The organism is Arcobacter iocasae (assembly GCF_042214795.1).
Taxonomy (GTDB): domain Bacteria; phylum Campylobacterota; class Campylobacteria; order Campylobacterales; family Arcobacteraceae; genus Arcobacter; species Arcobacter iocasae.
On sequence record NZ_CP090177.1, the window covers coordinates 502,886 to 523,428 of the forward strand.

17 protein-coding genes are annotated in these 20,543 nt (G+C 29.6%); 8 read left to right on the plus strand and 9 right to left on the minus strand.

The window, feature by feature from the left end:
• Positions 1-4 precede the first annotated feature (4 nt).
• Positions 5-1,729, minus strand: a complete 1,725-nt coding sequence (poxB, locus tag LXN10_RS02680; protein WP_375724403.1) for a ubiquinone-dependent pyruvate dehydrogenase — start codon at positions 1,727-1,729, stop codon at positions 5-7.
• A gap of 375 nt (positions 1,730-2,104) precedes the next feature.
• On the opposite strand from poxB, the gene LXN10_RS02685 reads away from it, so the two are divergent.
• From LXN10_RS02685 to LXN10_RS02695, 3 genes are all read left to right on the plus strand, one after another.
• Complete coding sequence (locus LXN10_RS02685; RefSeq protein ID WP_375724404.1) at positions 2,105-3,286, plus strand: NAD(P)/FAD-dependent oxidoreductase; 1,182 nt, start codon at positions 2,105-2,107, stop codon at positions 3,284-3,286.
• A 61-nt stretch (positions 3,287-3,347) separates the two neighbouring features.
• Positions 3,348-3,866 (plus strand): hypothetical protein, encoded by a 519-nt coding sequence (locus tag LXN10_RS02690; RefSeq protein WP_375724405.1) that lies wholly within the window; start codon positions 3,348-3,350, stop codon positions 3,864-3,866.
• Between the two features lie 98 nt (positions 3,867-3,964).
• Positions 3,965-5,962 carry a BCCT family transporter gene (locus tag LXN10_RS02695; protein WP_375724406.1) on the plus strand — a complete coding sequence of 666 codons (1,998 nt, stop codon included), beginning with the start codon at positions 3,965-3,967 and terminating at the stop codon, positions 5,960-5,962.
• 49 nt (positions 5,963-6,011) lie between these two features.
• Here LXN10_RS02695 and LXN10_RS02700 read toward each other — a convergent pair whose 3' ends face one another.
• From LXN10_RS02700 to LXN10_RS02715, 4 genes are all read right to left on the minus strand, one after another.
• Positions 6,012-6,344, minus strand: a complete 333-nt coding sequence (locus LXN10_RS02700; protein WP_375724407.1) for a GNAT family N-acetyltransferase — start codon at positions 6,342-6,344, stop codon at positions 6,012-6,014.
• A gap of 417 nt (positions 6,345-6,761) precedes the next feature.
• The gene (locus tag LXN10_RS02705) at positions 6,762-8,102 is read right to left on the minus strand and encodes a GntP family permease (protein ID WP_375724408.1); all 1,341 of its coding nucleotides are present in this window, start codon (positions 8,100-8,102) and stop codon (positions 6,762-6,764) included.
• Between the two features lie 118 nt (positions 8,103-8,220).
• The gene (locus tag LXN10_RS02710; RefSeq protein WP_375724409.1) at positions 8,221-8,655 is read right to left on the minus strand and encodes a hypothetical protein; all 435 of its coding nucleotides are present in this window, start codon (positions 8,653-8,655) and stop codon (positions 8,221-8,223) included.
• Positions 8,656-9,352: 697 nt separating this feature from the next.
• Entirely contained in the window at positions 9,353-10,381 is a 1,029-nt protein-coding gene (locus LXN10_RS02715) for an AraC family transcriptional regulator (protein ID WP_375724410.1), read from the minus strand.
• Positions 10,382-10,463: 82 nt separating this feature from the next.
• On the opposite strand from LXN10_RS02715, the gene LXN10_RS02720 reads away from it, so the two are divergent.
• The 3 genes from LXN10_RS02720 to LXN10_RS02730 are packed head-to-tail and all read left to right on the plus strand — an operon-like array spanning position 10,464 to position 11,563.
• A complete protein-coding gene (locus LXN10_RS02720) occupies positions 10,464-10,883 on the plus strand; it encodes a CopD family protein (RefSeq protein ID WP_375724411.1) in 420 nt (139 codons plus the stop codon).
• Between the two features lie 8 nt (positions 10,884-10,891).
• On the plus strand, positions 10,892-11,194 hold the full coding sequence (locus tag LXN10_RS02725) for a DUF3817 domain-containing protein (RefSeq protein ID WP_375724412.1): 303 nt from the start codon (positions 10,892-10,894) through the stop codon (positions 11,192-11,194).
• Between the two features lie 12 nt (positions 11,195-11,206).
• The gene (locus tag LXN10_RS02730; RefSeq protein ID WP_375724413.1) at positions 11,207-11,563 is read left to right on the plus strand and encodes a rhodanese-like domain-containing protein; all 357 of its coding nucleotides are present in this window, start codon (positions 11,207-11,209) and stop codon (positions 11,561-11,563) included.
• Positions 11,564-11,790: 227 nt separating this feature from the next.
• On the opposite strand, the gene purH is transcribed toward LXN10_RS02730, so the two are convergent.
• A complete protein-coding gene (purH, locus tag LXN10_RS02735; RefSeq protein ID WP_375724414.1) occupies positions 11,791-13,323 on the minus strand; it encodes a bifunctional phosphoribosylaminoimidazolecarboxamide formyltransferase/IMP cyclohydrolase in 1,533 nt (510 codons plus the stop codon).
• 161 nt (positions 13,324-13,484) lie between these two features.
• Here purH and amt point away from each other — a divergent pair, with 161 nt between their 5' ends.
• The gene (gene amt / locus LXN10_RS02740) at positions 13,485-15,302 is read left to right on the plus strand and encodes an ammonium transporter (protein ID WP_375724415.1); all 1,818 of its coding nucleotides are present in this window, start codon (positions 13,485-13,487) and stop codon (positions 15,300-15,302) included.
• 181 nt (positions 15,303-15,483) lie between these two features.
• Positions 15,484-16,497: a D-alanine--D-alanine ligase gene (locus LXN10_RS02745; RefSeq protein WP_375724416.1), complete on the plus strand. Its 1,014-nt coding sequence runs from the start codon at positions 15,484-15,486 to the stop codon at positions 16,495-16,497.
• Here the strand turns inward: LXN10_RS02745 and LXN10_RS02750 are convergent.
• The 3 genes from LXN10_RS02750 to LXN10_RS02760 form a co-directional block, all read right to left on the minus strand.
• Positions 16,474-17,184: a sulfite exporter TauE/SafE family protein gene (locus LXN10_RS02750; RefSeq protein ID WP_375724417.1), complete on the minus strand. Its 711-nt coding sequence runs from the start codon at positions 17,182-17,184 to the stop codon at positions 16,474-16,476. The genes LXN10_RS02745 and LXN10_RS02750 overlap by 24 nt on opposite strands.
• A 58-nt stretch (positions 17,185-17,242) precedes the next feature.
• A complete protein-coding gene (gene purL / locus LXN10_RS02755; protein WP_375724418.1) occupies positions 17,243-19,453 on the minus strand; it encodes a phosphoribosylformylglycinamidine synthase subunit PurL in 2,211 nt (736 codons plus the stop codon).
• A gap of 61 nt (positions 19,454-19,514) precedes the next feature.
• A complete protein-coding gene (locus tag LXN10_RS02760; RefSeq protein ID WP_375724419.1) occupies positions 19,515-20,477 on the minus strand; it encodes a L,D-transpeptidase family protein in 963 nt (320 codons plus the stop codon).
• Positions 20,478-20,543 lie beyond the last annotated feature (66 nt).

Here is a 20,543-nt window from a genome sequence, read left to right on the forward strand (position 1 = left end):
AAATTTATCTTAGAATATTGTCTTTTGCTACTTCAATTAGTTCATCACCTTTACCATTTATAATAGCTCTTACCATGTATATTCCAAATCCTTTAGCATTTTCAAAACTTATTTTGGGAGGCATTGTTAACTCTTGTTTTGCAGTTGTCACATCTAATAGTGCTGCTCCATCATATTCTAAAAACTCTTTTACAGTACTTTCTAATTCATCTGGTTCTTCAACTCTAAAACCTTTTACCCCAACTGCTTTTGCAATCGCTGAAAAATCAGGATTTTCTAATTCTGTATTATCATATAAGTATCCACCAGCTTTCATTTCAATGGCTACAAATCCCAATGAACTGTTATTATAAATAACAATTTTTGCTTTTATTTTATGCTGAATAAGTGTTAAAAAATCTCCCATAAGCATAGCAAAACCACCATCACCACATAAAGCAATAACTTCTTTATTAGGACAACTTACTTTTGCACCAATTGCTTGTGGAAGAGCACTAGCCATTGAGCCATGATTAAAAGAGCCTATAAGTTTTCTCTTTCCATTCATATGCAAATATCTTGCAGCCCAAACAGTAGGAGTCCCTACATCACAAGTAAATATTGCATCATCACTTGCATATTTATCAATAAGTTTTGTTAAGTATTGAGGATGAATCAATCCAACTTTACTATTTCCACTTGCTAATTTATCAAATTTTTCAACTGTAGTTTTATAGTGTTTTAATGCACTTTTTAAAAATGAATTATTATCTTTTTTATTAATTCTTGGTATTAGCATCTCCAAACTTGATTTAATATCACCCACCATGCCTAAGTCAATTTGGGTATGTCTTCCTAGGGCTTCAGGTTTTATATCGATTTGAACTATTTTTGCATCTTCGGGATAAAAAGCTTTATATGGAAATGCCGAACCTAAAATAAGTAACACATCAGAATTTTCCATAGCATAATAACCTGATTCGTATCCTATAAGTCCTGTCATTCCAACGCTATTTGGGTTATTGCCTTCTATGTACTCTTTTCCTCCAAGAGCATGAACGACTGGTGCATTTAAAAGATGAGCTAATTTAACTACTTCATCATGGGAATCAATACACCCTGCTCCACACATAAAAGTTACTTTTTCATTTTCATTTAAAATTTTTGCAAGTTCAATTATATCACCCTCATCTGGTAATACTTTTGGTAAATTTGGTTCATTCCATAATAGCTTTGAAGTCTCTGGCATAGGGGCTAGCATTGTATTACCTGGAATAACAATTACACTTACACCTTTTTTCAAAATAGCTTGTCTAATTGCAGTTTCTAAGATATGTGGCATTTGTTCTGGATTTGTAACTAGTTCACAAAAAATACTACACTCTTTAAATAACTCTTGTGGGTGTGTTTCTTGAAAATAACCACTTCCTATCTCACTTGAAGGAATATGCGAAGCGATTGCTAAAACTGGAACACCTTTTCTTTGACAATCAAAAAGGCCATTTATAAGGTGTAAATTTCCAGGACCAGAAGAACCTGCACAAACAGCAATTTTACCACTAACTTTTGCATCAGCTCCTGCTGCAAAGGCTGCTGTTTCTTCGTGTCTTGTTCCTATCCACTCAATCTCTCCTAGCTTTTTTAAACTATCACTTAAACCATTTAAAGAATCACCTGTGATTCCCCATATTCTTTTAATACCAACTTTTCCTAAAAGTTTTGCGAAATACATTGCAATGCTATCATTCATAAAAAATCCTTTTTAATAATTGTTGACATATGCTCATTATAATCCTTTTATTTTTATTCCTTATTAACTCTCTATCGTAATTTTAGAATTTATTTATAAAGTCAAATTTATGACTTTTTCATATTTTTAAACTCTCCTAAGCCCTTTTAATCACACTCATAGTAATACTTTTATCTTTAAGAATATTAAAATTATCAGAGACTTTTTTTATTACTTTATAGTTATATTAAATATCAGTAAAAAATCTATTAGTAAAAATACTTCTTTTAGAAGATAAATATAATTTATAATTATATAAATTAAACATTTATTTATTTTATTTTATTTTAATTACTATCATAGTAATATAAATTATACTTATACTGGAATTAAAAAATGAAAAAAATACTTATACTAGGAGGTGGTTTTGCTGGGATAGATGCAGCAGCTCACCTTAAAAAAATGAATTATGATGTGACTTTAGTAACTGACAGAGATTATTTCTATATATATCCAACTTCTATTTGGATTCCAACCCATGAAATTCAATTTAAAGATACTTGCATAGATTTAAATGAACTACAAAAAGCACATGGTTTTAATCTTATAATTGATGCTGTAAATAAAATATCAAAAGAAAATAATAGTGTTACACTACAAAGTGGTAAAGTTATCAGTGACTATGATTATCTTGTTATTGCCCTTGGTGCTTCAAAAATGAAACCAAAGGGAGTAGAAAATACTCTTTCTATCTGTGGAGTGCCAGAACAATCACTAGCTATTAGAGATGCCTTAGATAAACTCATAGAAAAAGGATTTGGTAAAATAGCAATGGGTTTTGGGGGTAATCCAAAAGATACATCTGCTGTACGAGGAGGACCAGGTTTTGAACTACTTTTTAATGTTCACAATATGCTTAAGAAAAAAAGAATACGAGATAAATTTGAACTAACTTTCTTTGCACCCATGACAGAACCTGGAAAAAGAATGGGACCAAATGCACTTAAGATGATGTCTACTATGTTTGACAAACTAAAAATCAAACAACACTTTGGGAAAAAAATTACCCATTTTGAAAAAGATGGTGTAGTATTTGAAGATGAAAGTAAACTTGATGCCGATTTAGTAATGTTTATACCAGCAGGTGATGGACATGAGATTATTAAAGAATCTGACCTTCCTACAAATGATACTGGCTTTATTAAAACAGATGATTACTCTTGTGTTTTAAATGAGGATGGAAGTCTAAGTAATATTTATGCTATTGGTGATGTAGCTTCGCTAGAAGGTTATGATTGGAGAGCAAAACAAGGTCATGTAGCAGAAGTTATGGCAAAAAATGCTGCACATAATATACACCAAAGAGAACAAAATAAAACTAACTTCAAAGGATACCATGAACACTTAAATATACTTTGTGTAATGGATACAGGAAATGGAGCGGCTTTTGTTTATAGGGACGAAAAAAAAGCATTTATGCTTCCAATGCCTATATTTGGTCACTGGCTTAAAAAAGGTTGGGGAGTATATTGTCGTAATACAAAACTTGGGAAAATACCTAGAATACCTGGGATGTAAAAGCTTAAGTATGCTTTGAAGTTTTATGAAAAAATATAGCCAAATCAGCTATACTTTTTTCATGAAATATATAATTACTATACTATTAACCATCTTATTTATAGGCTGTAGCGCATCTAATATTCAAGTTGAAAAAAATCTAACTAAGGATAAGTTGGCTATTTTATTATCTTCATTAAATAATAAAGTCAATAAAAAAGAAGCCAAAATTCTCTCCAATGAAATGTTTAAACAATCCCAATTTTTAAAAGAATCATACGATTTAGTAAGCCCTCCTTTATTTCAAAACTTTTTAGTAAATATTGGATTAAAAGATAAAGGCTTATGCTGGCAATTTGCATATGATATGCTAAAACATGCAAAAAGTTTAGATTTAAAAAGCTTTGATTATTATATAGGTGGAGCAAATATTGGTGACTATTGGAGAGAACACACCACTTTGGTAGTTACCTGCAAAGATTGTAACTTTAGTGATGGAATAGTTCTTGACCCATGGAGAAATTCAGGAGAATTATTTTACTCAAAAGTGAAAAATGATACTCAATATGTTTGGTCTCAAAGGGGTGAAAAAAGGAATTGATAAAATAGATATACAAATTACTGATCTGTGTAAATTTCCCCATTTTAGCGATATCATAAATAGATAAGGTATAATGCATTTTTTTGTAAAGGAGAATAATGAAAAATGAAAAAAACTCAACTATTTTAAAACCAGTATTTTATCCCTCGGTTGCTATTATTGCATTACTTGTGATATTTGCAATGACAATGCCTCAAGTAGCAGGTGAAACTTTTAATGGAGTAAAACATTTCATAGCAGATAAATTTGGTTGGCTTTATATGCTTAGTGTTGGAATTTTTGCTATATTTGTAATCTTTCTTGCAATATCTCCTTTTGGAAGATTTAAATTAGGGCCTGACCAATCAAAACCTGCCTATAGTCATATTTCGTGGTTTGCTATGCTTTTTAGTGCAGGTATGGGAATTGGACTGATGTTTTGGGGTGTAGCAGAACCTGTTATGCACTATGGAGCACCTCCTGTTGGTGACAAAGAGACAATTGAAGCTGCTAAACAAGCTATGCGAATCACTTTTTTTCACTGGGGATTACATGCTTGGGCAATATATGCTGTTGTTGGTTTAGTACTAGCGTATTTTTCTTTTAGACATGGATTACCTCTTTCTATTAGATCAGCTCTTTATCCAATGATAGGAGAGAAAATTTATGGAAAAATAGGACATACAGTTGATACAATAGCAATACTTGGAACTGTTTTTGGTGTTGCAACTTCATTGGGACTAGGAGTATTACAAGTCAATGCTGGACTTAATTATATTTTTGATATTCCTGTTGGACTTACAACACAAATTATATTAATTGCTATTATTACAACTATGGCAACAGTTTCTGTTGTTTTAGGACTTGATGGAGGAATTAAACGATTATCGGAATTGAATCTTTATCTTGCACTAGCACTTGTTTTATTTGTGTTTTTAGCAGGTCCAAGCTTCTTTTTACTTGGAGCATTAGTTCAAAATATAGGAAATTATTTATCGCATATTGTACAAATGACTTTCAACCAATACATTTATCTAGATACAAAATGGATGGGATCTTGGACATTCTTTTATTGGGCTTGGTGGATTGCATGGGCACCTTTTGTTGGGATGTTTATTGCACGAGTTTCAAGAGGTAGAACTATAAGAGAGTTTGTTCTTGGTGTTTTATTTGTTCCTGTTGGATTTACTTTAGTTTGGATGACAGTTTTTGGTAATAGTGCATTGCATTCAATTATGAAAGAAGGATTTACTAGTCTAAGTTCAGCTGTATCAGCAGATGTTGCAACTGCCTTATTTAAATTTTTAGAGCACTTCCCTTTTTCTAGTGTTATTTCAATCCTTGCCATTATCTTAGTTATTACTTTCTTTGTAACTTCTTCAGATTCAGGTTCATTGGTAGTTGATACTATTTCAAGTGGAGGAAGAGAAAATAATCCTGTATGGCAAAGAATATTTTGGGCAGTACTGGAAGGTGTTGTTGCAGCAGCGCTACTAATAGCTGGTGGATTAGGAGCTTTACAAGCAGCTTCTATTGTTATTGCTTTACCTTTTGCTATTATTATGCTTATTGCATGTTGGGGACTTTATAAAGCCTTACATTTAGAATCTATTCGATATGACTCACTTCAACATCATATGAATGCAGGACGACATGGAGAGGTATCTGGAACTTGGCAAAATAGACTTTCAAGACTTATTGAATTTCCAACGCCAGATGAAACACGAAGATATATCAATGAAGATGTAATTACTGCCATGAAAAATGTAGAAGAAGAGCTTGAAAGACATGGTTGGAATGTAGAAGTTACCAATAATAAAGAGAAAAGTGTTTCTGTTTTAACAGTAGAACACAATGGTGATTTAGACTTTACTTATGAAGTAAGATTTAGTAGATATGATACACCAACATATGCATTTCCTGAAATACTTAATCCAAATCATGAACAAAAGAAATACGCTAGAGCAGAAGTTTACTTACAAGATGGGAATAAAGCCTATGATATTTATGGATATGAGATGGATGTAGTTGCAAGTGATATTATTGATCAGTTTGAAAAACACAGACACTTTTTACATATTACTGCAGGACTAAATCCTGTTATACCTATAGATTAAAAAATTTAAGCCAATAGCTTTTAAGGCTGTTGGTTTATTAAAACTTTCATTATATTTTTGCTGATGGTCTAATCATATCTATATGAGAAATACCGTCTTCATCATATGGTTCAGTTATAACTTCAAATCCCAGTGATTCATAAAAGTTTTTCAAGTAAACTTGAGCGCCAATTTTAATACCCATTTGTGGAAATTGTTCTTCTGTGAAGCGAATTGCTTCATTCATTAATGCCCGTCCAATTTTCAAATTTCTAAATTTTTCTAAAGTCATAACACGACCAATAGATGGTTGTTCATATTTAACACTTGGGTCAACAACTCGAACATAAGCAGCTAATTCACCATTTAAAAAAACAGAAAGATGCCATGAATGAAGATCCATATCATCAGTTTCTTGGTAAGGACATTGTTGTTCTACAACAAATACTGATTCACGCGCTTTAATTATATGAAATAATTCCAAAGTACTCAAAGACTCCAATCGCGACCACTTAAAATCCAATTCCATTAATTCATATCTCCTATTATAAATATCAATAAGTTTAGCAACTATAGACTATAAATATCCTTATTGATACACAATATTGATTAGTATCTTGTTCACAGATTTATATTTTATTTTTACTCTACTCTCTTGAAGAACAAGTTCTCCGATTCTCTTACTTTTACCTTTCAGTATTTAGTCACTTCGTTCCCGTATGTATTGACGAAAAGTAAGCAAAAACAAGAAGATTTAGGTGTTTATGAGAGTACTTGATATAGGTACTTAAAAGTACCTATATTTTAGAGAAGTTATAAATTAAAGTAAAATTCCAGCTAATAAATAAACAATAGCAATAGTTACAAGACCTTGAAGTAAAGTAGCTGTAGTATATGCTTTATATGCAGTTGCTACATCCATTTGACTAAATCTTGATACAACCCAAAAGAAACTATCATTTGCATGACTTACAGTCATTGCTCCTGCCCCAATTGCCATTACTGTTAATACTTTTCCAAGTTCACTATCTAAACCTAGACTTGCAAGTAAAGGATAAATTATAGTAGAAGTTACAACTAATGCGGTTGTTGATGAACCTTGAGCTGATTTTAAAGCGGCTGCAATAATAAAAGGAACAAGAATACCTAAACTTAGGGTTTGAAGAACATCACCTAAATATGCTCCTATTCCACTTGCTTTTAACACAGCCCCTAAAGCTCCACCTGCACCTGTGATAATTAAAATCTCACCTGCATTTTTAATCCCTTCACCTATCCAACCTGACAATCTCTCTTCATCAAACTTTGGTAAAAGCATCGTAGCAAATAGTAAACCAATAAATAAAGCATTTGTAGGATTCCCTAAAAATATAAATAATTTATAAATAGAAGTTTCATTCATATCTTTAAAAACAAGTTTTATTATACTAGCTACTGCCATTAAAAGAATTGGAATAAAAATAGGTGCAAATGATTTAAAAGTACTTGGTAATTCTCCATATTTTTCAATAACTTCACAATCTTTTTCTAGGTCAACAAGAGTATCTTCTCCACTTTTATAGATTTTTCCAGAACGCAAAGCCCAAAAATATCCTGCAAGCATCGTTATAATAGAAATAAAGATACCAAAGATAATCACAAGTCCTAAATTATCAACCATCAAATTACCTGCTGCTGCAATAGGACCAGGTGTTGGAGGAACTAAAGTATGAGTTGCAAAAAGTCCAGTTGCCAAAGCGACACTCATAGCAACACCTGAAACTTTTAATTGCTTAACCATAGAGCGTTTTAAAGCATTTAAAATTACAAATCCACTATCACAAAAAACTGGAATAGAAACAATATATCCAATTACTGACATGGCTAATACAGGTCTTTTCTTTCCTACAATTTTTAAAATAACATTTGCCATCGTAATAGCAGCACCACTTTTTTCAAGTATTACTCCAATAATAGTTCCAAGAACAATCACAATACCAATATAAGCTAATATTCCACCAAAGCCTTTGGTCATAGTACTTGCAATTTCATTGTAGCCCATACCAACACTGATTGCGATACCATACGCTGCAATTAATAAAGCAATAAATGGATGTAATTTCCACTTGCTTGTAGCAAGAACAATAAAAATAACAGCAAGTAATAAAATAACTACTAACATAAAACCCCTTTTGTATTTAAGAATATGTTCTTAAATTATTTTTAATTTTTAAAATTAATATAAAAAAAAAGTATAACAAAAAAAAGTAAAATTTTCAGATTTAAAATGCAAATGTATTTTAATTTTTAGAAATTATTTCTTTTGGGTTTTGATTATTTATTCTACAAAAAAATACAACAATTGAATAGATAAGAATAAAATATAATAGTATTGGAGTAAAAGCCATAAAAGCAGAAATAAGTAAAATCCCATACAACCAATCACTTATGTACTGAAAATAAGGAATAATATAACTAGTTCCAGACATTGTTCCTTCATTCCAACCTGTTGTATTCATTAAAAATAGTATATTTATTAAAACTATTAAGAAAAAAGCAATTTTGGTAGAGTGTTTGTTATTTTTTAAAAAAATTCTTACAAAAAACGATATAAGACAGCTTATAAAAAATAAAGAGAGAATGGCTTTTGAATCATCAGTATAATCACCACTTAATAATATAGTTATAATAAAGTATACAATTATGAAAAAAACTATTTTAAAAAATAAATTCATTTGTGTCCTATGTCAAGATTTATTTGAGTATTTTATTTAAAATTTCTGTAGTTAAAACATGCATTATTCTAACAAAATAGTGTATATCTTCTCTTTAAATAAGTCATTTAGTGTATTTATTCTTTTTAGGAAAAATTATAACTTAGCTCTCTTGAAGAACAAGTTCTTCGCTTTCTCACTTTTTAATTGTAAAAAGTAAGACAAAAAGCAACCAGACAAATTGATGAAGGCAAAGCTCCCCTCCAGTTTTAAAATAAGTTTTCTGCCTTGCGGAACTCGTCGAAAAAGTCCATTTAGGACTTTTATCTCCTCAAACAGTCCTCAGGCTTTCCCGAAAATTATTTCAAAACTTCCGGCTTCTTCAAAGTCTGGGGAAGAAGAAAAGTTCAAACTATCATTTGTAAATTGAGCTAGTATAAGTTAGGTATCTAAATAAATCAAAAATGTAAATGTCTTTATCCCACATCTACAGAAGCTAAGCATTTGATTTATTTCTATAGAGTTATAGTTATCACCTGACCCCTTTTCCTTCACACAAAGTAAGAGAAGAAAATACCTTTAGGTGTTCATGAGAAGCATTTTCATATCTTATTAATTAAATAAGTATCCTCGTATCTGCATGATATAATAAAACATTCCCAAAATATAGACAGAAATTCATTCTGTTAATTTATAAATAATAGAAAAAAAATTAATTTTAGAGATTTTTTTCTTTCCACTGAGTAGGAGTTATTCCATACCATTTTTTAAAAGCTCTAAAAAATGTACTTATATCAAGATAACCAATGTTTAAAGATATTGTTAACAAATCTATATTTCTTGAAAGATAATAAATAGATAATTTTTTTCTAACTTCTAATAAAATTTTACTAAAACTGGTACCTTCTTCTTTTAATTTTTTTTGTAATACTCGAGGAGTTAATCCAGCTTTTAAAGAAATACTTTTAAGTGATATATCTAATTGTGTTGAAGATATTAAAATTAGTCCTGAAATTTTTTCTTTTAATCCACCCTCATTTAATTTTAAATTTAGTGCATCTTCTGCTTCTTTTTCAAATACTTTTAATAAATATTCGTTTGCTGATATAGTTTCAATTTTTATACAATTTTTACTAAAATGAATTGAATTTTCTTCTTGACAAAAAAATGTTTTTATCCCAACTACTTTTTTATCTTCTAGGGGAAAAGTTGGTTCTTCTTGTATAAATTTCATATATGATGGTTCGATACTTTTAGGAATAATATAATTAATTAAATGAATAATATTAAAAAAATGTATCATTACAAGATAATTTTCCAAGTCAACTAAAATACCATTTTCATCATGGAAATACAACACTATTTTATAGCCATCTTCATCATCAGTAAAAACTAACTTCATTTTTTTACCAATTAAAGCATAATATTTACAAAACTTGCTCAAAGCTTCATGTACATCTTTTGAGTGAATCATTAAATAACCCAATATCCCTAGATTATTTGGAGTGGAGTGTTTTGCTAGATTATATAAAATTGTATAATCTTTCTTTTCATCTAAAACACTTAAAATTGGATCTTTTAAAAATGACATTCCAACTGTAAAATCATCTTGTGCAATTATTTTAGAAGTTATTCCTTTTCTTTCTAAAAATTTTTTTAAATTAAAATTAGATTCTTTTTCTAAAATACCTAATATCATCAATGCAATTTTTAATGGTAGCTGAGCTTCACTGTTTTTATACGCCAATTGTAACCTCTGGTTCGTAAAATATCATAAGATAATCTGGTCACTATTGTATCATCTTTTAAATAAACATACAGGAGGACTTATGAAGTTTTATTATCTATTATTATCATTTCATCTTATTTCAGTAATTACATGGATTTCAACTATAGTTTACATTGGTAGGCTTATTTTTCTACAACTTGGCAACAAAAATACCAATCTTCAAGAAGAAGCTTATTTAATTTATAAAAAAATCTCAATGCCTGCTTTCATTGCTACTATTTTTTTTGGAATTATTTTACTTTTTTTAAATAAATCACTTTTAGAAACAGGTTTTTGGATTTATATTAAATTCTTTTTAATTTCACTAATCATTATAGTTCATCATTTATGTAAAATTTATTTAAATCAAATTGAAAAAGATGAATTAAAAAAGAGTAATCAATATTTAAAATATTTGAGTTTATCACCTCTTTTTTTTACTGCTTTAATTATTATTTTAACAATAAATAAACCTTTTTAGGAGAAGTAATGTTTAAGAATCAATTTTCTAACTTCAGACTTATTTCATACATCGAAGGTATATCTTATATTATTTTAGTTTTTATTGCTATGCCACTAAAATATTTAGAAGAAAATTTAGTTCTAATGAGAATAATGGGAATGGGACATGGTCTTTTGTTTATGCTTTTTTGTATTTTTTTATTTAGCTATTCAAAAACGCATAATATAAATAAAGAAACTGTACTGAATTATTTTATATATTCTCTCAGTCCTTTTGGATTTTTACTAATTGAAAATAGTTTAAAAAAAAAGTGTAATGAATGGTATTAAAAAGGTGTAAAAATGAAAATAATTGGAATTATAGTCTTAACTTTAATAGTGATATTCTTAATATATAAATATATTCAAGTTTCAAATATAGATAAAAATAGTAATCTAATCTTTACTTCAAAAGGTATAATTTTAGATGTTAGACCAAATAAAGCATATAAAATTAATCATATTAAAGGTGCAATAAATATCAGTATGAATGATATATTTGAAGGTGCATATAAAAGTTTGGATAAAAAGCAAACCTATTATATTTATTGTTTTCTGGGACTAATGTCAATTAAGGTGAGTACTTTTTTAAAAGAAAAAGGTTTTGAGAATATTATTAATTGTGGACCAATGAGTGAAGTAAATAAATATATTAAATAAATATATAAATTGTGTAAAATAAATTATAATAAAAAGGGTATAGTAACTAGAATTAAAAAATAGAAATTAAACTAATATACCAAAGATTGTTTTTAGAAGTGATATTTCAAAATAAATTAAGGCATGAATAAAAAAGTACTAAGGATTTTACTTGTAGTAAATGAGTTTGTACTTTTTTATTCGTAACGCAGAGTTATGAAGAAAGATTGCTTTTAGAATCAATCTTTCTAATGTAAGAAATGTCGTTTATTACTGAAATAAAGAGACATACCGTATTCATCAGCTGCCGCAATAATCTCATCATCTCTAATACTTCCACCTGGTTCAATTACACATTTTACACCAGCTTCTTGTGCTGAGTCTATTGAATCTCTAAATGGGAAGAAAGCTTCACTTGCTAGAACTGAACCTGTTACATCGATACCTAAATCTTCTGCTTTTCGTAAAGCTGCTTTTGCTGCATCTACTCTACTTGTCATGCCCATACCAACTGCTACCATTGCTGAGTTTTTTACATAAACTACACAGTTTGATTTTGTTAAGCTTGCTACTTTGTATGCGATTTCCATATCTTTTACTTCTTGTTCGCTTGCTTCTCTTTTTGATTTTAGTTCTGAGTTTCTTACCTCATCTTCTTCTACTTTATCAGCATCTTGATAAACAAATCCACCATCTACTATTTTGAAATTGAATACATCGTTTGCCATCTCAAGTTTAGATGTTCCTTGTTTGAATAGTTTAATTCTTTTTTTCTTGTTTAACTCTTGTTCAGCTTCAGGTGTGAAGTCTGCTGCAAATACTACTTCTAGGAAGATTTCATTCATCTTAACTGCTAAGTCTAAATCAACTATACCATTTACAGCAACCACTCCACCAAATGCTGAGATTGGGTCACATTTAAGAGCTTCAGTATAGCTTTCTAAAAGTGTATCTTTGATAGCAAATCCACATGGATTTCCGTGCTTCACAATACATACAGCATTGTCATCACCAAAAGCAGATGCAATTTTAGCAGCTCCACTTATATCTCCCATGTTGTTAAAAGATGCTTCACCTTTTAATGTGATAAATTTATTTGATAGGTGTTTATCAAACTCATATAAAGCACCTTTTTGGTGTGGGTTTTCTCCGTATCTTGTATCAAATACTTTTTCACCTACGATGAATTGTTTTGCACCCATTCCATTGTTGAATCTTTTGTTCATATAGTTTGCAATCATAGCATCATAGGCAGCTGTATGCTCATATGCTTTTATCATCATATCTCTTCTAAACTCTTGAGTATTTGTGTCATTTTTTAGATTATTTAATACTAAGTCATAATCAACAACATCAGTTACAATAATAACAGAATCGTGATTTTTAGCAGCACTTCTAACCATAGCAGGACCACCAATATCAATGTTTTCAATAATCTCTTCAAAGTCATCAGTTTTTTCAATAGTTGCTTTAAATGGATATAGGTTTACACATACTAAATCAATACCTTCAACACCTAACTCTTTTGCTTGATCTAAGTGAGATTGTTTGTCTCTTCTGTGTAAAATACCACCATGAATATATGGGTTTAAAGTTTTCACTCTTCCTTCAAAACACTCTGGGAATTTTGTAACTTCGTTTGCTTCTATTACAGCTATTCCTGCATTTTGTAAAGCTTTATAAGTACCACCTGTACTAATTATCTCGTAACCTAATTTTACTAACTCTTTCGCAAAATTCTCAATACCACTTTTGTCACTAACACTGATTAATGCTCTCAAATTAATTCCTCTGTTGTTTATAATTTTTCGTGATTATACAAAAAAAGTAATTAGGAGTTGCTTTTGGAAAAACTGTATATTTTATATACATATTTTACATTTTATAATCGTTGTTTTTTGATACTATTTTTCCATATATGTGTTACATTAGGAAGCTACTTATGAACAATATGGACTTATTATGGATTTTACTTTGTGGATTTTTAGTATTTATGATGCAACTTGGATTTGCACTTGTAGAAACAGGAACTGTAAGGACTAAAAATACTATTAATGTAGCTATGAAGAATCTTATTGATACTGTTTTTAGTATCATCTTTTTTTGGATTATTGGATTTGGCATAATGTTTGGAACTGATAGTTTAGGTCTTATCGGTCAAGATAAATTCTTAATAGATGGACTTGATTTAGAAGAAAATGGAATTTTTTTCTTCCAAGCTATGTTTGCAGCTACTGCTATAACTATCATCTCAGGAGCAGTGGCGGAGAGAATCAAATTTACTAGTTACATTGTTGTTTCAATTACAGTATCTGCTATTATTTATCCTGTATTTGGGCATTGGGCATGGAATGACAATGGTTGGCTACATGAACTTGGCTTTATTGATTTTGCAGGTTCTACTGTTGTACATTCACTTGGTGCTTGGATTGGATTAGCAGGAACAATTATTTTAGGTCCAAGACTTGGTAAATTTAAAAAAAATGGCAAGATAAAATATTTTGCGCCTAGTAACCATAACTTTATAGTTTTTGGTGTATTTATTCTATTTTTTGCTTGGTTTGGTTTCAATGCAGGAAGTCTTTTAAAATTTAATTTTTCTGTAACTTCTATTTTATTAAATACTCTTTTATCAGCTGTTTTTGGTGGATTTGGTGCATGGACTATAACTTTATACAATAAGGAAAAAGTTGATGTTGAATTATTTAGTTTTGGAATTATTGCAGGATTAGTAGGAATTACAGCTGGTTGTTATGAATTAACTATAGCACAATCTGCATTTGTAGGTTTTATATCTGCTTATGTGATGCACTATAGTGATCAATTTTTAATAAAAAAACTTAAAGTAGATGATCCTCTAAGTGTTGTTAGTATCCATGGTTTTGTAGGAGCATGGGGAACAATTGCTGTTGGGTTATTGGGAAAACTTCCAGAAGGTTTTACTAGAGTTCATTTTATTTATGTACAAACACTTGGTGTAGTAGTTGCTTTTGTTTTTGCATTTACTTTAGGTCTAGTTTTGTTTTACTTTTTATATAAAATAAACTTATTAAGAGTTAGTAAAAAACATGAAGTTTTAGGATTAAATAGAAGTGAACATAATGCAAAACTTCCTTGGGTTGACACTATTGAAAGTATTGTAAATATAATGAAAACAGGAAATCTTCAAAAAAAGATTCATGAAGAAAGAGATACAGAAGTAGGAATAGTAGCCAAGTTTTTTAACCATCTTTTAGTAATTCTCAGGGAAAAGAATACAAAACTTACCAATTCAAATAATAACTTACGAACAAAAGCATATAATGATGCCCTAACAGGTATTCATAATAGGAGAGGTCTACAAGAGAGAATAAAAGACAAAGTTCTAAATTATAATTATTGTCTTGCTATATTGGATATTGATAAGTTTAAACTTGTAAATGATACCTATGGACATGATGTGGGAGATGAAATTTTAAAAGAGTTAGCAAGTACTGTTTCAAAAAAAATAAGACAAAATGACATTTTTGCAAGATGGGGTGGTGAAGAGTTTGTTTTATTACTAAAAACAAAAGATTTACAAGTTGCCGAAAATATTGCAGAGAAGCTCAGAATTGATATATCAAAAACTGAATTTCCCACTGTAAAACATATAACTGTATCTTTTGGAATAAGCAGTTTCAAAAACTCAGAACAAACCTTTGAAGAGGTATTTAAAAATGCAGATAAAGCTTTATATGAAGCAAAAGAAAATGGAAGGAATAGAGTATTTACCTTTTAAATAAAGCTTACAATATGCATTGTCTTATAATCATATTTACGCTATACTTACAACTACTATCATAACTTACTACTTAAAAAGACAACTATTTATTAGCTGTAATATTCAATAAAAATGGTATTTACTACCAATATTACCCTAAGCAAAAGTTTTAAATTATTAAAAACAAAGGGGAAAACGCGTGAAGATAGAGATTATAACTACTGAAAATGAAACCTTAAAAGAGAATGGCTTTGGTACTTTAGCTGTTTGTACAAATATATTAAATACGCTAAAAGTATCACATGATAATGCAAGAATGAATATCTGTAAAAGTGAAGAAGATTTAGAAAAAGTACTAAAAAGAAAACCTGACTTAGTTATTTTAGCAATTAAATACCTAGAACTAAAAAACAAATCAAATATTTTGTTGTGTGAATATTTTAAAAAACATAATATAAACTATACAGGATGTGAAAAAGATGTATTGAAATATGATTCAAATAAAGCCCTTGCAAAATCATTTTTAAGAAGAAAAGGTATAAATACAGCAGATTATTTTATAGCAAATCCAAAAGAATATAAAGAAAAAGATTTTCCTTTAGAATTTCCAGTTTTTTTAAAGCCTGTAAATACTGCAAATAGCTATGGAATAGATGATTTTTCATTGGCTAATAATTTCAAAGAATATGAAAGCAAAATATTATCTTTATATAATCTATTTAAAGAACCTATCTTAGTAGAAAAATACCTCGATGGAAGAGAATTTACAGTTGCTATTATAAAAAAAGATGAAAATGAACTATTAGTAAGTGCTATTGAGATATTGGCTAGCAATTCAGAATCTAGACACAATATATTATCAGAAAGAGTTAAAAGAGAAAATAATGAAAAACTCTTAGTTATAGAAGATTCTATTCTTAAGGGAAAAATTGAAAAAATAGCCCAAGATACATTTAGACATTTGGACATAAGAGATTATGGAAGAATTGATATAAAAACTAATAAAGAAGGTGAATGTTTTTTTCTTGAAATCAATTTAATACCAGGAATGAATGAGAGAAGTGACTATTTTCCAAGAGCATTTAAACTAACTCAAGATATAAATTATGACAAAGTTTTAGAGATGATGGTTGATAGTGCTATGCAAAGAGTTTCTGTAATAAATACTGATATTTCTGATTCAATTGAACTAAGAGTGAGTGCTAATAATTGATTTATTAGGATTACTTAAAAACTCATAGCCATTATACATTGTGTAAATACCAAATATAATTACTAAAATTGCAGCTATGCTAATAAAAAGATTTCTTAAGGCAATTTGTTTAAAAATTCCCACAAAAAAACCTAATGAAAACATTGCAGGAATTGTACTTAAGCCAAAGATAAACATTACAAAAGCACCCCAGAAAGCGCTTCCTGTACTAGCAGCTGTTATTGCAAAAACATAAACAAAACCACAAGGAAGAAGTCCATTTAACATGCCCAATAAATAAAAGCTAATAAAAGTATTAGAGCCTAATAATTTGCGAAAAGTTTGTTGATAGATTTTTGATTTTGAAACTGAGTGCTCTATATTAACTAGAAATTTTAATTTACCACTTAAAGATAATCCAACTAAAATCATCAAAAAACCCGTAATTAAAAGTAATATCCCATTAGTAGTATGATTAAAAGTTACAACACTTCCAAAATATCCAAAAATAAAACCCAATATTGTATAAGTAGAAACTCTTCCAAGGGCATATAAGATATGAGATAGGGATTGTTTTACCTTACTCCAAGAGTTATCTATCTTTGTACTTGAATAAGCTACAACTATTCCCCCACACATTCCAACACAATGTCCAAAAGAACCCAAAAAGGCAATTGCTATTATAGTTATTATGCTTATATTTTCCATTGAGTTCCTAATTGTATTAGATTAGTAGTTTTATAAAAAAGGCAAAAAGCCTTTTTTATTATAAGTCTTGTTCGATTACTTTTTTAAATTTATTAAAATAAATATCTTTTGCATTTTCTAAAGAGATTGTAACATCATTGATAGAGATTGTATCTCCTCCAACTGTTCCAATTTTTGTACAAGAAATACCTTTTTCATTTGCTATTTTTGCAAATGCTTCGATATTCTCTTCTTTTACTTCTACAACTGCTCTACTTAATGATTCACAGAAGATATCTTTTGAGTCATTTAATTCAACAGATACTTTTACACCTTTGTTTCCAACTACTGCCATTTTAGCAATTGCAACTGCTAATCCACCAACATTTACATCTTTAGCACTTGCTAAAAGAGATGCTGTATTTGCATCAATAACAGTGTCCCAAAGTGCTAACTCTTTTGCAAAATCTACTTCTGGGTGAACACCTGCAACTTTATCATACATTTTTTTCATATATAAAGAAGCACCAAACTCACCTTTAGTATCACCTAAAAGGAAAAGTGTGTTTCCATTTTCTTGTAATCTTGAAGGTAAAACTTTATTTGCATCTTCATTTACACCAACCATTGCAATTGAAGGTGTTGGGAAAACCCCTACTCCATTTGTTTCATTGTATAAAGATACATTTCCACCAATAACAGGAGTTACTAAAGCTTTACAAGCTGATTTTATACCTTCACAAGCCATTTTGAACTGCCACATAACTTCTGGGTTTTGAGGATTTCCAAAGTTTAGACAATCTGTGATTGCTTTTGGTCTTGCTCCACTCATAGCTACATTTCTTCCAGATTCCATAACAGCTGCTGCAGCTCCAAGTTCTGGGTTGATGTAACAAAGTCTTGTATTACAATCAGCACTCATAGCAAGTGCTTTTCCTGTCTCTTTGATTCTAATTGATGAACCATCTAAACTTCCAGGTCCTTCGATTGTATTTGTTTGTACCATAGAATCATATTGAGAATAAACCCAAGATTTATCAACAACTTCCATATCACTAAACATAGCGTCAAAAGCTTCTTGATTTGAAATATTTTTATCTAAAGTTATATTTTTTATATCTTTTAAGTATTCAGGCTCTTTAACTGGTCTATCTAAAATAGGAGCTTCTTCTGATACTGGTTGAACAGGAACTTCTGCACACTTTTCACCATGCCAGAATAGTTCCATATTTCCAGTATCTGTTACTTCACCAATAACAGCAACATCTAATTCCCATTTTTCAAATATATCAATAATTGCTTGCTCGCAACCTTTTTTAGCACAAATAAGCATTCTCTCTTGTGATTCACTTAACATGAAATCATAAGGAGTCATTCCCTCTTCTCTAGCAGGTACTTTATCTAAATGCATAATCATACCTGAACCACTTCTTCCAGCCATCTCAAATGATGATGATGTTAGCCCTGCAGCTCCCATATCTTGAATACCGATAATTAAATCAGTTTTAAACAACTCTAAACAAGCTTCTAAAAGTAGTTTTTCAGTAAATGGATCTCCAACTTGTACAGTTGGTCTTTTTGATTCAGAGTCTTCTGTAAATGAAGCTGATGACATAACTGCTCCACCAAGACCGTCTCGCCCAGTTTTACTTCCTACATACATAACAGGATTACCTAAACCTTCAGCTTTACCATAGAAAATTTCATCAGCTTTTGCTAAACCTAAAGTAAAGGCATTTACAAGGTTATTTCCAGCGTAACACTCTTCAAAAGTAGTCTCTCCACCAATAGTTGGAACTCCCATACAGTTACCATATCCACCAATACCAGCAACTACACCTCGAAGTAAAAATCTATGTTTTTGAGCAGTTTCAGAATCTCCCTCAATAGAAGCAAATCTAATAGAGTTCATATTTGCAATTGGTCTGGCACCCATTGTAAATACATCTCTTAAAATACCACCAACACCAGTAGCAGCACCTTGATAAGGTTCAATAAAGCTTGGATGATTGTGTGATTCCATTTTAAATACAGCAGCATATCCATCACCAATATCAATAACTCCAGCATTTTCACCTGGACCTTGTATAACCCATGGAGCAGTTGTAGGAAAGCCATTTAAGTATTTTTTACTAGATTTATATGAACAGTGTTCACTCCACATAGCAGAAAAAATACCTATTTCCACATGGTTTGGTTCTCTTTTTAAAATTGTTCTTACGTTTTCTAACTCTTCAAGTGTTAAAGAGTGGGCAAGTGCCATCTCTTCAATAGTCATCTCTTTTTGCATTATTAACCTTAAGTTGTTTTATTAATGCGTGATTATAACTAAAGAAGATTTAATAAAAGTTTTAACCCTCAGAAAGGATTGAAATTTTTCCATTATCTAGTTGTATATAAAGCTCTTTTACTCCATCATAAAGATATGATTTTGTTTTATAATGCTCATCCATAACTATTTTAAACATTTTTTTATTAAAAGAGTTTGGATAAGGCATTATATTTATATTTGAGAAATTAATTATTTTTTCTTCTTTTCTTGAAAAGATATACTCTTTGTGTTTTTTAAATGCATCAAAATCTTGTCCATTTGCTCTTTTAAAATCTTTTGAATAATAAGTTAAATATTTCTCTACATCAGAAACTCTCCAAGCATCAGTCCAAGAAAAAATAAAAGCTAACACTTCACTCATCTCTTTTTTAGTTGTTGGTTCAATATCTTTTTCTGAAATCAATAAAACTGATTCATCATAATTTATATTTTTATCTAAAGTCACTAAACTTTCATTATCTAATGCAATACAACCTTTTGTATAATCTGATCTAGTTTCTTCAAAAGGCATACCATGAATCCAAATTCCATGACCTTCTTTATTTAAAGATTTATCAAAAGTATTAGGATAGTTTGTTACTAATGCCAAAGGACCGTAAAACTGATCAAGTTTAGTTAATTTTCTAGTTAATCTATAAGCTCCAATAGGAGTTTTTAAATCCCCTTCTAGGAATTTGTCACCATCTTTTTCTCCACTAATCATTGTTTGCGTAAGAATTTTTAAAAACTTTTTATCTTCTCTTTTGAAAAGTTCAAACTTTTTTGATAGTTTATCAGCTACTAAAACATACTTTTTTGATTCATAATATCCATATCTAACATCAATGTTTTCTAAATATTTACTCCAATATTCTTCACTTTTAAGTTGTCTATCTAACTCTTTTTGTACTTCTTCAATTCCCATTGTTCTATATATCGATACAAAATCAGCTAAAAGATATGTATTAAATAAGACTAAAACTAAAAACGCAATTTTCTTCAAAAACTTCTCCAAAATTATATTTAAGGTTGCAATTGTATAATAATACTCTTGATTTTATAATAAAAA

Excerpts from the sequence above, each read along its gene's own strand:
- LXN10_RS02725 (WP_375724412.1), top strand. The coding sequence starts at position 10,892 with ATGTTTAAGAATCAATTTTCTAACTTCAGACTTATTTCATACATCGAA.
- amt (WP_375724415.1), top strand. The coding sequence starts at position 13,485 with ATGAACAATATGGACTTATTATGGATTTTACTTTGTGGATTTTTAGTA.
- purL (WP_375724418.1), bottom strand. The coding sequence starts at position 19,453 with ATGCAAAAAGAGATGACTATTGAAGAGATGGCACTTGCCCACTCTTTA.
- LXN10_RS02700 (WP_375724407.1), bottom strand. The coding sequence starts at position 6,344 with ATGGATCTTCATTCATGGCATCTTTCTGTTTTTTTAAATGGTGAATTA.
- LXN10_RS02690 (WP_375724405.1), top strand. The coding sequence starts at position 3,348 with ATGAAATATATAATTACTATACTATTAACCATCTTATTTATAGGCTGT.
- LXN10_RS02695 (WP_375724406.1), top strand. The coding sequence starts at position 3,965 with ATGAAAAATGAAAAAAACTCAACTATTTTAAAACCAGTATTTTATCCC.
- LXN10_RS02750 (WP_375724417.1), bottom strand. The coding sequence starts at position 17,184 with ATGGAAAATATAAGCATAATAACTATAATAGCAATTGCCTTTTTGGGT.
- LXN10_RS02705 (WP_375724408.1), bottom strand. The coding sequence starts at position 8,102 with ATGTTAGTAGTTATTTTATTACTTGCTGTTATTTTTATTGTTCTTGCT.
- LXN10_RS02720 (WP_375724411.1), top strand. The coding sequence starts at position 10,464 with ATGAAGTTTTATTATCTATTATTATCATTTCATCTTATTTCAGTAATT.
- LXN10_RS02710 (WP_375724409.1), bottom strand. The coding sequence starts at position 8,655 with ATGAATTTATTTTTTAAAATAGTTTTTTTCATAATTGTATACTTTATT.
- LXN10_RS02730 (WP_375724413.1), top strand. The coding sequence starts at position 11,207 with ATGAAAATAATTGGAATTATAGTCTTAACTTTAATAGTGATATTCTTA.
- LXN10_RS02685 (WP_375724404.1), top strand. The coding sequence starts at position 2,105 with ATGAAAAAAATACTTATACTAGGAGGTGGTTTTGCTGGGATAGATGCA.
- poxB (WP_375724403.1), bottom strand. The coding sequence starts at position 1,729 with ATGAATGATAGCATTGCAATGTATTTCGCAAAACTTTTAGGAAAAGTT.